We start from the raw sequence: 15,808 nt of genomic DNA on the forward strand, positions 1-15,808 counted from the left end.
TGCTGTTGGTGCACTGGTTATTTAAACCAATTCTCAATTATAAGATTTATATGAAAAACCAACACTTTTTCCTGTTGGCACCCGGACAGTTTCCTGATATCCAGCCACGACACTCATGCACCGTGGTTGGATAAATAAATTCAATTAAGTTTTTCGTCTTTTTCTTCCTTTTTTCTCCGTCCATTCCGACCAAGTAACGTTTTGATAAAGGGGCTACGCTATCCCCACAGCATTCTTTTTTCAAAGAACAATTAACTGTAGAAATGTCGTACCGCCGATTCCAAAGTAAAAAGGCACCTGATTAAGTGCCCTAAATAGTGCCCCGAACAGTACTCCTAAAATTCCATTACTTTTTAAATCATGCCAAGCGCTGTAGCAAAGTTGATGATACCTGATTTACGTTTTCTATAAAACTTACCTCGTTTCATTCCAAGGATAGTATAAATGTAATCATCATTTAATTCTTTGATACTCATATACTTCATTTCAAGAATCCTTTGTTCATCCTCATCAAGAGCTTCTTCAAAAGCTCGTTTTAACTGTCTATATTTCAACTCATGTTTATCCACTTGCTTTAGCTCAGGAAACAATAATTCTACTCCAAGTTCTGTTTTTTCCTGCTGATTTTGAAACCGAATACGTAAAACTCTATATTTCCGTAACTCATATATAACCCTCCCACTTCTCAATCCTTACATATGTAAGACTAAAATTTAAAATATTTTAGATATCTGCCTTTGTATGTGTATGAAATTAGTTCTGTATCCCAAATAGGTTGGAAACCTTCATTTTCTTATGCCTATTACTATGTAATTTACTAGCAGTGACCATTTAACTTAACACAATTACACTACATTCTCATAGTATATTTAATCATTTTCACCAGACATAAAGTATAAAAACAATTAAAGAAAAGAGACTGTCTTCAAAAGTTAATCTGAGGATACTTTTTTGACAATCTCTTTTCTTATATCAAAATTTTCAACTACAAAACTTACAAGTGATTATACGAATGTTATACCTGCACTTGCGAAGCCTGTAATAGCAGTAGCTATATCAAAACCAGGTGTAGTTGATGAAACAACAAGTAATATCTTATCTTGTGGAGCGACCGCAATGGCTTGTGCGCTAATACCACTTGAAGTATTACCGATAGCAATAAGACCACTAAATGCTGGTGTTAATAGTAACGGTGTACCTACTGGAGTGAAAGTATTACTTGCTGCTGGCGCGCTGTACAATTGCATTTGAATTTGTATGCTTCCTAATGCTAAAGCAACCGCTACAGTTACACTAAAGAACCCTGCTAAAGAAGTAATTGTACCTGCGCGAGGGGCTACAAATGCAAAATCAAATACTGGAGGTACAGGACCTATAGTAATTGGACCACCAGGCGGGACAATTACAGGGAAGAATGAACTTCCAAATCCAAGAAGTGCTCCTGTGTTTGCTAATCCACCTAAAACAGTTGCTAATGCTACTGGTCCACCTGATGCAAACGGAATAACTGCTCCAGCTCCGGTTGCTCCTGTTAGGCCTGTTGGACCTGTTGGACCTGTTGCTCCTGTTGGACCCGTTGGACCTGTTGGACCTGTTGCTCCTGTTGGACCTGTTAGACCTGTTAGACCTGTTAGACCTGTTGGACCTGTTAGACCTGTTAGACCTGTTGGACCTGTTGGACCTGTTAGGCCTGTTGGACCTGTTGCTCCTGTTGGGCCTGTCGCGCCACCTCCAGGACCTGTTGGGCCTGTTACTCCACCTCCAGGACCTGTTGGGCCTGTTGGACCTGTTGGACCTGTCGCCCCTGGAGTAGCATTGATTAATTGAATTAATAAACTAAAAAGAAGTTGTAAAGTTGCAGGATCGACATTTGAGTCACAGGATACAGGGATAAGATCTAAAGCGAAGAAGAATTGTGCAAGGGCACTATAAAATTGTTGCAATAATGTTGACAATTGTCCTAAATTAGGTGCTGGAGATTGTAATAAAACTATAATACTTTGAGTTAATTGTTTCAAAAAATTAACTTCTGGGGAAGATAGTAAGGAATTTAAGAAAATTAAAAATTGATTAAATAAATTGAGTAACGCTACTCTGTTTGCATCACTTGGATTTGCAAAAAATGCTGAAATAGCTGGTATTAATGAATTTAGTAAAGTAATTAATTGACTTAATTGTTGGCTAGTAATAGGAACTGACTGTGGATTTTTACAACAATCTGCTGAAAAAACAATCGGATTGCAGTTATTATGATTAAAACAATCATTATGTTTCATTTATTTCCTCCTTATTTAATAATTTTGAGAGAATACCCTTATACTAAGAAACACTCAATTGTAATGGTGTTGAATATTTTTAAATATTCATTTTTCTTAGAATAAAAGTAGAGTTACTAATAATTAAACTAGAAAAATTTAGTTTAATTACATTCACAACTCACATAATATAAGTATACGCATCTATTTATCGAGTGCTTAGATTAATTTACTAATAAAAACGCATATTTTTAAAGGAATACGTTATTACTCCTATCAACGTATTTATTTTATCAATAAACGAAAAAACATATTAATTTATAAGTTCAATAATTCCATTCTAGAGTAATATCAAATGAAGTTTTTCAAAAAGTTTAACCCTCACAACATAGTTGTTTGTATCATGGGTTTCTAATAATGCATTGTATTTTCCATTGAGAGCTAATCATTTTGCTTTTGCTGACTAATTTTTAATTTTTTGTAACAATTTATACTCATCTTACATGTATTATTTTGAATCCTTACTTTTCAAACCATTTGATTGTTCATGACTCACAAACATTAACAATATATGAATGGTGTACTGATTCATAGAAGAGTACCATATAATGGTGCTCTTTTTTATTTCAACAATTTTATATGAAATTTGTTTACTTTTTTCACCTATTTTCAATGAACTTTCTTAAAGCCTTCAATAATACAATCGACTATTCACTCCAAGAAAATTACTTTTCGAAGACCCTCTTTTTCAATACACTAAATATAATTTAAATATTGATACATACTGTAAATACAAAAACTCCTAAGACATTTCATTTAATATTCCTTTAAGATTGGAGAAGTTAGCTTTTGCTAGCTGTTTTTTTGTTGATCATTCTTTTAAGAGGAACCAGTTATATGCATAATAACTCAAATAAAATCCATACTATATTTAGGTTAGGTCTTAAAATCTAAAACCCTTATTCCAAACTTAGACCTAATTGATCGCTCCTCTCCCTTCCCTGGGGCTAAGTAGCTAGCTTTTGCTAGCTATTTTTTTGTTCTTATCATTCTATTTATTACATATATCTACAACGTAGCTCATTTTGTTCAAAGACAGAGTTACCTCCTAACTTGAGAGCACTATAAATATGTGCTCTTTTTTATATGAAAGACACAAGAAAAAATTGCATGCATACCTTATAATGAGCAAACTCACATTATATGTTTTCTCTTGAAATTCTTGATCAAAGAGCATCTATACATGATGCTCTTTTTCATTTCCTATAAAATAAAATTTTGTATAAAAGATACACACTTAATCGAAAATAACTTCATAAAATATTTTGTGTTCATTTCTTTATAAAATAGTCGTTACAAAATGAATCTCGTCACGAGAGCACTTTATTTAGTGCTCTTTTTTGGTTTTAAAATAACACAAAATGAAATTTTTACCACATAGCTAATTGTTAAATATTTTACGTTTATACATTATAATGGAATAGTTATTGTATATTGGCATTAAGAGGAGCGACCTAATTAAGGGCTTCTCTTTTTTTAAATAGCATTGTTACTGTAATCTTCCTTTGTGTATCTTCTTGATTTGCGCCCTTCAGTGAATCCCTCGTATACCGCAAATACTTCAGGAAACTCACTTAGACACATATCGATAATCACGTCATCTGTTGTTCTAATGTAGAAGTACTTAACTTCTCCCATATAATCGTTGTGTAAGTAATAACTTCTAATCTCGCAATGGTAACTATTAGCTTCCAAGACTTCATACAACTTGTTTTTGGTTTCATCGATATCAAATATTGATAGCTACCCTTCGATCTCAACCTGTTCAATCATTTAGCTCATTCTCCTTTCTATTCAAATAGCGTTTTCATTAAATTTTTTTATTACAATAATACTACAAGCTTTATTAACCTTATATTTTCATATTACATTCACAATTCACATCTATTAGTAAAGAGTTAATATACTGGAGGTGAATTATGTCAAAAGGAAATCCATTTGATTCACATGAAAGCTTACGTGGAGCTGCATTAGACCCAAGTTCAATTGGACCCACATTCCCACCTATTCCACCATTTACGTTTCCAACTGGGCCGACTGGCATTACTGGACCCACTGGCGATACAGGTCCCACTGGACCACCTGGACCTACTGGCAATACCGGGCCTACGGGCATCACTGGACCTACTGCCCCACCACTCATTTGTGAGGTATCTGGCAGTATTGGAACATGCTCTTTTGAAGGTAGCCCTGTTCAGAATGGTGATTGCTCATTCGCTGAAGGATGTGGAACGACTGCAAATGGTGATTGCTCCCACGCTGAAGGATGTGGTACAGAAGCAAACGGAGATTTTTCTCATGCGGAAGGTTGTTGCTCGGTTGCTAATGGTGACTGCTCCCATGCTGAGGGAAGTCAAACTGTAGCAAATGGTACGGCCTCTCACTCAGAAGGAACGCTTACTCAAGCGAATGGAGATGCTTCTCATGCTGAAGGAGAAAATACCCGTTCCAGTGGATTTTGTTCTCATACGGAAGGAAATAATACCGAAGCCAGTGGTACGGCCTCCCATGCAGAAGGTCTGAACACGCAAGCCAGTTCATTTACCTCGCATGCAGAAGGACAGGGTACAGTTGCCAGTGGAGCAGTCTCGCACGCAGAAGGGCAGGCTACTATCGCCAGTGGACTCGTGTCACATGCAGAGGGAATTGTAACAGAAGCAAGTGGTCGGGTCTCTCATGCGGAAGGGCTATTTACTCTAGCTGCTGCGGAAGGCTCTTTTACAATAGCGAACGGAGATTTTTCTCACGCGGAAGGTCGAAGTACAACTGCTAGATGGTGAGAAAATACGAACAGCAAATGCGGATGATGATTATATTGTAGGAGTTACGAGTTCTCGTCCTGGCATATTAGCAGATACTCAAGATCCTACATGTTCTAAATACTTACTAGATGAATGGAATCGGGAGATATATGAAAAGGTTGTAAAAGAAGCGATAAAAGATAGCACAGGAAATGTAATTGTTCCAAAGCACGTAGAAACTAGAAAAAAAATCAACCCCAATTGGGATCCTGATATTCCGTGTAGCTCACGATTAAACAGACCTGAATGGGTTGCTGTTGGTCTTATTGGAAAACTTCTAGTTCGTGATGATGGTACCTGTCAAGTAAACGGTTATTGTAAATCCAATAATGAGGGAATCGCTACGTCATCAACTAACGGATATCGTGTTATGAAACGTACAGGACCAAATCAAATAATGATTTTAGTTAGGTAAAAATTAAAATGCATCTTAATTGTGTAAACTGCAGATTCAGCAACCTATTTTAAACAAATAAACCCTACCAAAAGGTAGAGCTCAAGTAAGACGATTTACACATATCATATAAAAATCTGTCTCAACGGCACCAAAAAACATAATTTTATTTTCACTAGAATAAAACCAAGTTTATATAATCCCTAAAGCAATAGCTATCAAACGGATAGCTATTTTTTTATTCCCATAAAAGTTATCGCGTCTCATCATCAATTCGTTATAAACATAAGAATCTTTCACTTTCTCATTCCCTAAATACTTTAACTCAATAATCTGCCGCTGATCTTTATCAAGTGCATTCTGTAACGTTCGTTCAATTTGTTTAAAGCGTATCTCATGATTCTTATCGTCACCTTTCATTTTAGGAAAAAGAACAACGCATCCAGCTTGATGCTGTTCTTCTTGATTCTTCATCCGGACGCACAATGCTTTGTAGTTTTTCAGCTCCTTCACCACAAGTCTTCGCATCTCCTTTTCATCAATGTTTTCAAAAAATGACAATTGATTCATACGATACGGTTCCCCTCCGTTCGATCTACTTACTTATATACGAATTATTTTGTTTAAATTTATACAGCATCTATTAAACACATAATAATTATACTTTTTTACTAGTATACAAGCCGTATCTTTTAGAAGAAGCACAACATAGAATAAAATACAGGACAAGCCTTTCAAAAAACTTGTCTGAGTTTATTCTCAAAAAAGAGGTGAACATAAATGCCTATCGTTAAGCCCTTTATAGCTGGAAGACGATTTGTAAGTACAGCAGCAACAGGAACTGTCGCAGGAGCAGATTTAACTTTTGCTAACACAGACTTCACTGATGACACCGGTGCTGTAACAACATTCCCTGCTTCTTATGCTTTTTTAACACTTTATATTAATGGCGTTATTCAAACAGGTGATACTATTACTGGTGTGACTACTACAGCTGCTACTATTGTAGGAGGAGCTGTCCTAGATGGAGGAACTCCTATCGCAATCGAATTTACAATAACGTAAATTTAGTTATCTTTTTAGAGGTTTCATTAAAAGAAACCTCTAATTTTAAAAAATGAAGTTAATTTTAGTAGCAACTACATAATGCAGTGCATATACTAGTATAGGATGATTGGTATTTATACTCACTCTTGAAAAGAGCACTTATATGGTGCTCTTTTTAGGTTCGCTAGAATAAAACTCAAAATTCCGTCAATACTATAGACAACCCATTTCGAACCACATTCCATGATTGGAGGAGCAGTTAACTTTTGTTAGCTGCTCTTTATTTGTACAAGGTACTCAATTAACTGGGCGTACATATAATATCCTGAGTTCCTTTCTTTATAAATTGAAATAGTCATTACAAAATGAATCTCGTCACGAGAGCACTTTATTAAGTGCTCTTTTTGTGTTCCAAATTAATACAAAATGAAATTTTTATTTAGCGTAGTAAAAATTCTTTGCTTCTGAATTGAGACTATCTTTTTAATTAAAATTGTAGGCGTTAGTATTTATATGGGCTTAATTAAATAATTCAACTTATACTTCCCTCGAATAAAATCCGCTATTCCGGTAACACTAAGTATAAGCTGCTTTTCCCCAAAGTAGTTCCTTTTAGCAGTGCTTGTGAGAGCGGTTAGCTTTTGCTAACTGCTTTTTTATATTGAACTAATAATAAAATTTAGGTCTTATTTCTTTTCTACACCATATAATTTTAACCTAAACATCCAGCTCAAATTGTTACCTCCTATCTTAAAAGGCACTGATGCATGGTGCTCTTTTTTATTTTGTTTTCTTTGATTTCCGAATAACATTTTCAACCCTGTTCATACTATTTTTGTAACTTAAAGTTACAAACTATTTCTGTAAGCGCAGCGTTTCTTTTGTACAACAAGCAGTTAGTTTTATTAACTAGCTGCTTTGTTGTGCAAAAGAAAGAGTTTTTAAACTGCACATGTATTAAGAACATACATAAAATATCATGTGGTATTCTTTTTCAATATTAGTTTTAGTCAGAGAGCACTTTTAAGAGTGCTCTTTTAATGTATTGCAATGTATCACGTTTTACATACAATAAACATAGATTGCAATGAGCACGCAAGACATAATTTTTATAAAATCGTGTGCATTTTTTGTACACGATTTTATTATTAAATAACTATTTTATTGCACTTCCTAACTTACAGTAATGTTCTTGAAAAAACATTCATATATATTTATCGGATGCCTTTTGAAACCCCTAAGTATTAAATGCTTTTAAGAATTGACTGACCAACACTTTTCAGCTAATTTTCACAAACTTGTTAAAAATAACATAGATACACAAAAAGTTACGTTTTATAAGATAAAAAATTATCTTACACAAAGGAGTTTGATTATTTGTGAATTACCAAAATGATAATAACTCTAAAATTCACAAACCTTGCACTTGTCCGTCCCCCACGGCTAACAGTTTAAATGTTGTTCAAACTACCCCAACAATAGTTTCTGTAAATTCTGCAATTCCACTAGATACCGTGGTAAATTCTAATGGTACGGCAATCTCATTCACACCTCCAACAACTGTTTTACTTGAAGGCGGAAGAACCTATTTGGCAATCTATGAAGTGCAAGTTATTATTCAACCAGGAGGTAATTCTGCAGGTATCACTATGTATCTGAATAATAATGCAATCATTGGCTCAGGTACTTCTCTAGGATATACTGCAGGATTTACTTCTGTATCGGCACCAGCAATTTTCACTACACCTCCAGGTATAATAAGTACTCTTACTGTTAATGTAGGCCCATATTCTAGTCCATTAAATACGTTGGGCTTAACTCTTGCTGTTGTAGCATTAACATAATAAAATCTAATACTCTCTAAAATGATTTTCTTTGTCCTTTAACTGTGGTTTTTGAGCTAGCCTCTAGGAACTCAACATAAATACATATAGAAAAAGAACATTATTTGGATCGATAGTACTGGGTGACTCGGCTGGCACACTTGCTAAGTCACCTATTTTCCTATAATAAAATAACGCTTTTATGAAAATTCCATTGTCTAATTCCTCACTTGTCCATTTCGCTTTTCTCTATCCCTGCATTTACTATTAGTAATACTAACTATTCAGAGGTGAAAATATAATGGACGAGTTTTTATCTTCTGCTGCAATAAATCCTAATTTAGTTGGACCTACTTTACCACCTGTTCCACCATTCACACTACCGACTGGACCGACTGGGCCAACTGGACCGACTGGGCCAACTGGGCCAACTGGACCGACTGGACCGACTGGACCGACTGGGCCAACTGGGCCAACTGGGCCAACTGGACCGACTGGACCGACTGGACCGACTGGACCGACTGGACCGACTGGACCGACTGGGCCAACTGGGCCAACTGGGCCAACTGGACCGACTGGACCGACTGGACCGACTGGACCGACTGGACCGACTGGACCGACTGGACCGACTGGACCGACTGGACCGACTGGATCACTATCAGTAGCTTACGGTACTTTTTGGCAAACGGAAATCATTACAGTTCCTTTCGAATCCCCTTTTTCTTTTAATCAGGCTGCCCCTATGGTAGGGGGAATTTCTCTGTTAAATCCAACTACAATTAATATCACACAAGCTGGGGATTATCGAATTTCTTTCATTTCCTCAATTAACTTGACTGTAGCCCTTTCATTCCCTTATTCGCCTACCATTTCTATACTATTAAATAACAGTCTGATTCCAAATTTCAAAGCTACTTTCGGTCTTTCAATACTAGATCCAGAGGATGTAGATTGCGCTCAACTCATTGGGGACACTATTTTATCAGTCCCAGCTAACTCAACACTTCAACTTATTAATAATAGCTTTGTAGGCGACACAGACATTCGTACATGCGATAATGGAATAAATGCTTTAGAATTAAACATTATCAAATTAAGCTAGTACAAGTACTCCTTTAAAACTAGGTGCTATTATGGCATCTAGTTTTCAGTTTTCAATGAAATTTTTGTCCAAAGAATACACACAAAATCAAAAATAAATTCATAAACTATTTTATATTCTTTTCTTTTAGAATGAATAGTCTTTACAGAGCACTTCCCGAAGTGCTCTTACATTTACATATCAAATAACGTTTTTAATTAATTACGAGAGCGGATTTTATTATTTTGTACAAGCACTCTATTCTTCTTTTAATAAAATATATAGATATCTCAAAGAAAGGAGAGCGACATAAGTATGGCTGATTATTTTTATAAAGATGGTAAAAAATATTACAAAAAACAATCGTATTCTCACCAACAAAAAGACAACTGTTTTATTGAAACCCATACAATAACTGGTTCGAATACAGCTTTAAATTTCAGCGTACCAGCTAACACTACAAGAACTGCTTTTGAAGATTTCACCAATAACCACAATAAAACATTACTTGATCTTCGCATTCCCGGTACTTCCCAACCAATTGAAGTAACTATCCGAACAAGAAGTTCTCGTCTGCCGATTACTGTAACAATAGTTGCAGGTGAAACCAAGGTATTCCAAGTAGAGGATTTCCATAGCCTCACTCTCACAAATAATACTAATATTAATAGCAATATTGGTATATTCATTCAAAAAACATTTTGTATCTGTTGCAATAATCAAAATGATTCTCGTAACAAGTATTATAAAGAACAATCAAATTCTCACTATCAAAAAGATAACTGTTTCATCGAAACTCATACCGTAGCTGGTTCAGAAACTACCCCAACCGAAAATGCACCTTTAACTATTATCGTACCCCCTGAAACTTCAAGAAGAGTTTTTGAAGATTTCACTAATAATCACAACAAAACATTACTTCAAATATCTGTTCCCGAAGATGTCTCCCCCATCGAAGTCACTATTCAAACAAGAAAATCTCCTACACCAATTATCGTGACTCTTGCTACAAATGAAACAAGAGTATTTCAAGTAGAAAATTTTCAAAGCCTTACTCTCACAAATAATACCGAATTCCTTAATTTCATTGAAGTATTGATTAAAAAGACATTTTGTATCTGCTGCAATGATAGAAATGATTCGTGCGATGAATATTACCGTGATTACGAATGTGAATGTTAGATTGACTCCCCAAAAGAATCCTTATAAAGGGTTCTTTTTCTTTTACCTTAGTATCATATAATCATTCACATTTGTTCAACATTTCATCTCTTAACAAAATTCAAATTTGATTAAAGTAACTGTGTTTTTCGTTCTTCCATACGAATTACTTTTCCACTTTGATATACAAATGATTGTTCACCAAATCCACCTTGGGATGGTTCTATTAGTTGGACCTGACCATTTTTAACAACATATATTCCGTTTATTTTCAAATCTATTTCAGCTGTCATTTCTTCAAGTTTTTCTTTAATAATTCCCACTAAGACCACTCCCGTATGTTATGATTATTTTGTCGAAGCAAGTCGGGAGCAATCTCGGCTTTTTTGTTTGTCTACAAGTATCGCACAACAATTTTGTGTACCTACTTTTATGTTACGTAACCTTCCTCCCCTACAGTTAAAAGCATATATAATCTCAGAAAAATTCAATGTAACAACCCAATTTGCTGAAAAAAGGCTTTTGCATTATGAAAATCAATTATTAGCAAGTAAATTACAGAATCAAATATCACAATACTGTAATTTTAAAAACTAACGATACAGGAGGTATTGAATATGAAAGGAAGTTTTCGTAAACGTGGAAATACGCGGTCTTTTACAATAGATATTGGTATAGATCCAACCACAGGAAAACGACAGCAAAAAAGTAAAAGTGGATTTAGAACAAAAAAAGAAGCCCAAAATGCTGCTGCAACGATGATCACAGAGATAGAGAAAGGAATATATTTTGATGACAAACAATTAACTGTTTTAGATGTATGGGAAAAGTTAAAGCCTCTTCGTAAAGCTGAATTAAAAATTACATCTTATGAAAAAGACATGAGCTTAGTTAGGCTCTATATCCTTCCCCCATTTAGTTATAAAAAAATTAAAAGTATTAAGCCTGTAATGATTCAAAGCTACTATGCTGAACTTAAGGAAAAAGGACTATCAAATGGTACAATCAGCAATATCCACCGCTGCCTAAGATGCATTTTCAAACACGCTGTAGAATGAGAAATCATACATGATAATATAATGAATAAGGTTAAAAAACCACGTGAAGAGCAAGGTGAGATGAAAACATGGTCCAGCGAAGAATGTAATCGATTCCTCCAGTATCTAAAAGAAAAAAATATTAAGTACCATATGTTCTCCTTACTGGCAATCTATACAGGTATGAGACGCGGAGAATTACTTGCACTAACATGGAAAGATATTGACTTTGATAATAAACGTATCCTGATTAATAAATCGCTTGTAAAAACAGAAAAAGGACTTTTTAAAGCTGCTACAAAAACTAAGTCTACAAATAGAAGCATTAGTATCTCTTCTTTTGTTATAGGGAAGTTTCAATCCTACTACTCCTATAAAAAGAAAGAATTTTTCCGCTGGGGTATACACTTGAATGAAGAGGCCTATATTTTCACTGGCAATACGATATACATTCGCCCTTACATATAGATGCTCCCCATCGCTTTTTGACTGATCACTATAAAAAAGCTGATGTTCCCCGAATTCGTATACACGACTTACGACATACTCACGCTACACTCATGCTTCAGGCTGGAGAACACCCTAAAATCGTACAAGATCGCTTAGGACACTCATCTATTCAAATGACGTTAGACAAGTATAGCCACATCACACAGAACATGCAGCAACAAGCTTCGGAAAACTTCGAGAGCATAATCAAATCTAATGAAAACACCTGATAAAAAATGAAAAGATTTAATGTGAGCATCGAGGGAAATCACCACTTATAAACCTTGATACAATAAGGTTTTTCATACTATATCGTTGAATCTTAGGAGAAGAATGAGCAGTTTTAGGGTTATTCATTTCATTTTAAACAAAACAAAAAAAGTGTCACAAATGCCCATTTCATAAGCATTTGTGACACTTTTTGTTTGTTATTTTAAATATCATTTCAATACTGAATTACTGCAGTTACCTTTTCCTTCTAGGACCTACAATTAGTTTAATCGCCGTTCTTTCTTGATCATTAATAGTAACCTCTTGAAATGCTGGAACAAAGGCCAAATCAATACCACTTGGAGCAACAAATCCTCTTGCGATTGCAATTGCTTTAATCGCTTGATTTATAGAACCAGCCCCAATCGCTTGAATTTCCACATTTCCACTTGTTCTTAGTACACCAGCTATTGCACCTGCTACTGAATTTGGTTTTGATTTTGAAGATACCTTTAATATATTTTCCATGTAAGTTGCTCCCTCTATTATTTAATCTCTCTTTTGTTACGGTTTAAAATATTTCAACGTATCTTTAACTACTATTCACACCAAAAGCAAATAATGCTACATATGTACATTCATTCGATACTTTTCGTCTTCTTCCTGCCCTATTACGTAAATAAAAGGCGACAACTAAAAACTCTAATATACAAACTCTTAAACGCTCACAGCATCCAAACTGAGGATAATGGTTTTACTTTTACATGTAAAAGTAAAATATGCGTGCCCACTTTACTTCAATCTTTCAAGATATTCCACGGATATTTCCACCAAAACATTAACTTTTTCATCTTCAAAAATTGTTACAACTAATACTCTGTTACTATATTTCTTCATTTAAGCACTTTATCTTCCAAATCTATCACCTTTTATATAGGACAAACATAAACTACTATGAGTATACACTTCATTAATAATAGGAGGTAATATATTGGGTTCATACTATCATTCTTCAAATTCAAATAAAAAATGTTCATGCAAATCTTCTTCCAGCTCATATAAAAAATGCTCATGCAACTCCTCTTCTAGTTCATATAAAAAATGTTCATGCGACCATTTACATAAAAAAAGCTATCCAGCATACGGTACTTTTTGGCAAACTGAGTTTATAACTGTTCCTTTTGGAGATCCTTTTCCATTTAATCATGTTGGCCCTATAGCAGGAGGAGTTTCCTTACTAAATCCTACTACTATACAATTTAGTCAAGCTGATGATTATAGAGTTTCTTTCATTTCAACTATTAACACTACTTCAAACCCTGTATTTCCACATATTCCAGTCATGACTATATTTTTAAATAATAATCCACTTGCTAATAGTCAAGGTGACTTCGCATTTCAAATGAATACTTCATCAAATAACGAATGCCTTCAACTAGTAGGCGAAACGATTGTTACAGTATCAGCTAATTCCACTCTTCAACTGAAAAATAATAGTGGTTTTAATCGTCAAAGTATTACAACTTGTGATAATGGTATCAATTCAGTTGAATTAACAGTTATAAAACTAACTTAATAATCACCTTCTCATTCAGATGCTATTTCAGCATCTTTTTTTATTGAATAATGTTCTTTTGATTCCTATCGTCTCCCTCATAGAACTTAAATTCTCATTGCACGTTGTGATATGAACCATAAGTTTTCCGAAACGGCAAGCTTATGGTTCTTTTTGTTTGCGGCAAACTTATGCTTCCTGTAGCTTTGAAATAAATTCGTACCGATTATAAAAAAATTGATCGTTTTATCCCTTTGGGTTTACTCATTTTTTTGTTTTTGGGGTGTTTCTTTTTCTTAAGTTGATGGATGTGGGGTCTCGCCACATATCCATCAACTTATCTAAATAAAATACCCTCTAAAAATTAAGGGTATTCAAAAATAAAAATAGACATTCATTCACTTCGTTTGTTATAATTCAAACAAAATAAAAAATCGTTTACTTTTTACATTTAACGATATCAAATTTACTGGAGGGGATAAAGATGAAAAAAGCACTTTACATCAATATAGGTGGAGAAGGACACTTAAATCCAACGTTAGGATTAGTACAGGATTTAGTACAACGTGGAGACAACATTGTCTATTATTCATCAAATGATTTTGAAGAAAAAATCAAAAAAGCAGGTGCACAATTCCGTCCCATCAATCAAGAGGCACAAAGAGAGCTTTCGGAAAATATGAATCTTATGACTTCCCATCCTCAAGAGTACTTATTACACTTCCTTCATGCTATGGAAAGAATTACTGATTCCATTTTTGAAGAAATCTCCAAAGAAACATACGATTACATCCTCTATGATGCACAGTCTTTACCTGGAAAATGGGTTGCTCACCATAGAGGTTTAGCATCTATTGCAACTTGGACCACGTTTGCTTTTTCACAAGAACTAAAAGAAAATATGAACCTGACAGGAACAAGAAACATAGAACAAAAACAGGAACGTTTAGCCATGCTACAAGCATTTTTGCAATTAGAAGAAATAGCAAAAATGAAACAATATTTAGAAGGAAAATATGAAGTATCCCTATCTGATAATTTTTTACTTTGTCCGGGTTCAGGCGATTTGAATATTGTCTTTACTTCTCGCTATTTCCAAAGAAACAGCAAGGATTTTAAGGATGGCTATATTTTTATCGGTCCTTCCATTGCTGAAAATGAAACTCTAAATGATTTTTCGGTTGATGAATTAAAAGGAGAACGTGTGATTTATATTTCTATGGGAACCATAATTAATAATCAGCCTGAATTCTATCAAAAATGTTTCGTCGGTTTAAAAGATCTCAATGCGAAAGTAGTACTTAGTATAGGCAAACAATTAACAGTGGAGCAGCTAGGAGATATACCTGATAATTTTATTGTTGGTAACTATCTTCCACAATTAGATATACTGCGTCAAGCGGATGTATTTATTAGTCATTGTGGAATGAATAGCACAAGTGAATCACTTTATTTTGAAGTACCTCTAGTTATGCTCCCATTTATAAATGATCAGCATACGATTGCTGAGCGAGTATACGAACTTGGCGCAGGATTTATGTTAAATATCCAGCAATTATCGGCCGAGGATTTAAAACATGCCGTTAATGAAGTATTGCAGCATTCGATTTACAAAGAGAATGCCCAAAAAATTAGTCAATCATTCCGTGAGGCAGGTGGTTATATCAAAGCTGTTGATGAGATTATTACATTTACTCGTTAATTCTGCTATGTATGCCACTTAAGGCCTATTAACTTAAGAATTTTATAACACTCTACAACAAGAATATAGAAGATAGAAGAAATGCTGGCAGTATCCCATACTCATCAAGCTAAGAAATTGAATACCCCATTACTATCAATTCTTAAGTTGATAGTAATGGGGTACAGCCACATCGCCATCAAGCTAAGGTTTT

General features: G+C 34.6%; 13 protein-coding genes and 3 pseudogenes. 10 read left to right on the forward strand and 6 right to left on the reverse strand.

Annotation, left to right across the window (positions count from 1 at the left end):
• Positions 1–353 precede the first annotated feature (353 nt).
• The 3 genes and pseudogenes from QCI46_RS17115 to QCI46_RS17125 form a co-directional block, all read right to left on the reverse strand.
• A complete protein-coding gene (locus QCI46_RS17115) occupies positions 354–689 on the reverse strand; it encodes an ArpU family phage packaging/lysis transcriptional regulator (protein ID WP_098095968.1) in 336 nt (111 codons plus the stop codon).
• 315 nt (positions 690–1,004) lie between these two features.
• Positions 1,005–2,276, reverse strand: coding sequence for an exosporium glycoprotein BclB-related protein (locus QCI46_RS17120; RefSeq protein ID WP_353840966.1), 1,272 nt, complete (start codon positions 2,274–2,276; stop codon positions 1,005–1,007).
• A 1,528-nt stretch (positions 2,277–3,804) separates the two neighbouring features.
• Positions 3,805–4,052 (reverse strand): annotated as a pseudogene (locus tag QCI46_RS17125) (hypothetical protein).
• A gap of 182 nt (positions 4,053–4,234) precedes the next feature.
• Here QCI46_RS17125 and QCI46_RS17130 point away from each other — a divergent pair.
• Complete coding sequence (locus QCI46_RS17130; RefSeq protein WP_353840967.1) at positions 4,235–5,095, forward strand: exosporium leader peptide-containing protein; 861 nt, start codon at positions 4,235–4,237, stop codon at positions 5,093–5,095.
• Positions 5,096–5,129: 34 nt separating this feature from the next.
• Positions 5,130–5,531 (forward strand): peptidase G2 autoproteolytic cleavage domain-containing protein, encoded by a 402-nt coding sequence (locus QCI46_RS17135; protein WP_353841889.1) that lies wholly within the window; start codon positions 5,130–5,132, stop codon positions 5,529–5,531.
• A gap of 171 nt (positions 5,532–5,702) precedes the next feature.
• Here the strand turns inward: QCI46_RS17135 and QCI46_RS17140 are convergent, their stop codons facing one another.
• A complete protein-coding gene (locus QCI46_RS17140; RefSeq protein WP_327960118.1) occupies positions 5,703–6,080 on the reverse strand; it encodes an ArpU family phage packaging/lysis transcriptional regulator in 378 nt (125 codons plus the stop codon).
• Between the two features lie 210 nt (positions 6,081–6,290).
• On the opposite strand from QCI46_RS17140, the gene QCI46_RS17145 reads away from it, so the two are divergent.
• The 4 genes from QCI46_RS17145 to QCI46_RS17160 all read left to right on the forward strand — a co-directional run bounded on the left by QCI46_RS17145 (position 6,291) and on the right by QCI46_RS17160 (position 10,643).
• The gene (locus QCI46_RS17145; RefSeq protein ID WP_001123250.1) at positions 6,291–6,575 is read left to right on the forward strand and encodes a DUF4183 domain-containing protein; all 285 of its coding nucleotides are present in this window, start codon (positions 6,291–6,293) and stop codon (positions 6,573–6,575) included.
• Positions 6,576–7,936: 1,361 nt separating this feature from the next.
• Positions 7,937–8,401 carry a hypothetical protein gene (locus QCI46_RS17150; RefSeq protein ID WP_098096841.1) on the forward strand — a complete coding sequence of 155 codons (465 nt, stop codon included), beginning with the start codon at positions 7,937–7,939 and terminating at the stop codon, positions 8,399–8,401.
• A gap of 280 nt (positions 8,402–8,681) precedes the next feature.
• Entirely contained in the window at positions 8,682–9,482 is an 801-nt protein-coding gene (locus QCI46_RS17155) for an exosporium leader peptide-containing protein (protein WP_353840968.1), read from the forward strand.
• 294 nt (positions 9,483–9,776) lie between these two features.
• Entirely contained in the window at positions 9,777–10,643 is an 867-nt protein-coding gene (locus tag QCI46_RS17160; protein ID WP_098096839.1) for an exosporium protein D, read from the forward strand.
• A 110-nt stretch (positions 10,644–10,753) separates the two neighbouring features.
• On the opposite strand, the gene QCI46_RS17165 is transcribed toward QCI46_RS17160, so the two are convergent.
• Complete coding sequence (locus tag QCI46_RS17165) at positions 10,754–10,945, reverse strand: DUF3954 domain-containing protein (protein ID WP_098096838.1); 192 nt, start codon at positions 10,943–10,945, stop codon at positions 10,754–10,756.
• Positions 10,946–11,021: 76 nt separating this feature from the next.
• Between QCI46_RS17165 and QCI46_RS17170 the strand changes: the two are divergent.
• Together QCI46_RS17170 and QCI46_RS17175 are read left to right on the forward strand one after the other, a co-directional pair.
• Positions 11,022–11,219, forward strand: a pseudogene (locus QCI46_RS17170) (ImmA/IrrE family metallo-endopeptidase); the annotation flags it as partial.
• A 20-nt stretch (positions 11,220–11,239) separates the two neighbouring features.
• Positions 11,240–12,378, forward strand: a pseudogene (locus QCI46_RS17175) (site-specific integrase).
• Between the two features lie 235 nt (positions 12,379–12,613).
• Here QCI46_RS17175 and spoVS read toward each other — a convergent pair.
• Entirely contained in the window at positions 12,614–12,886 is a 273-nt protein-coding gene (gene spoVS, locus QCI46_RS17180) for a stage V sporulation protein SpoVS (protein ID WP_000427790.1), read from the reverse strand.
• A gap of 463 nt (positions 12,887–13,349) precedes the next feature.
• Here spoVS and QCI46_RS17185 point away from each other — a divergent pair, with 463 nt between their 5' ends.
• Both QCI46_RS17185 and QCI46_RS17190 read left to right on the forward strand, forming a co-directional pair.
• The gene (locus tag QCI46_RS17185) at positions 13,350–13,934 is read left to right on the forward strand and encodes a preprotein translocase (RefSeq protein ID WP_353840969.1); all 585 of its coding nucleotides are present in this window, start codon (positions 13,350–13,352) and stop codon (positions 13,932–13,934) included.
• A gap of 463 nt (positions 13,935–14,397) precedes the next feature.
• Positions 14,398–15,615, forward strand: a complete 1,218-nt coding sequence (locus QCI46_RS17190; RefSeq protein WP_098130703.1) for a macrolide family glycosyltransferase — start codon at positions 14,398–14,400, stop codon at positions 15,613–15,615.
• The last annotated feature ends 193 nt before the right edge of the window (positions 15,616–15,808 follow it).

It is taken from the genome of Bacillus cereus group sp. RP32 (assembly GCF_040459735.1).
Classification (GTDB): domain Bacteria; phylum Bacillota; class Bacilli; order Bacillales; family Bacillaceae_G; genus Bacillus_A; species Bacillus_A wiedmannii.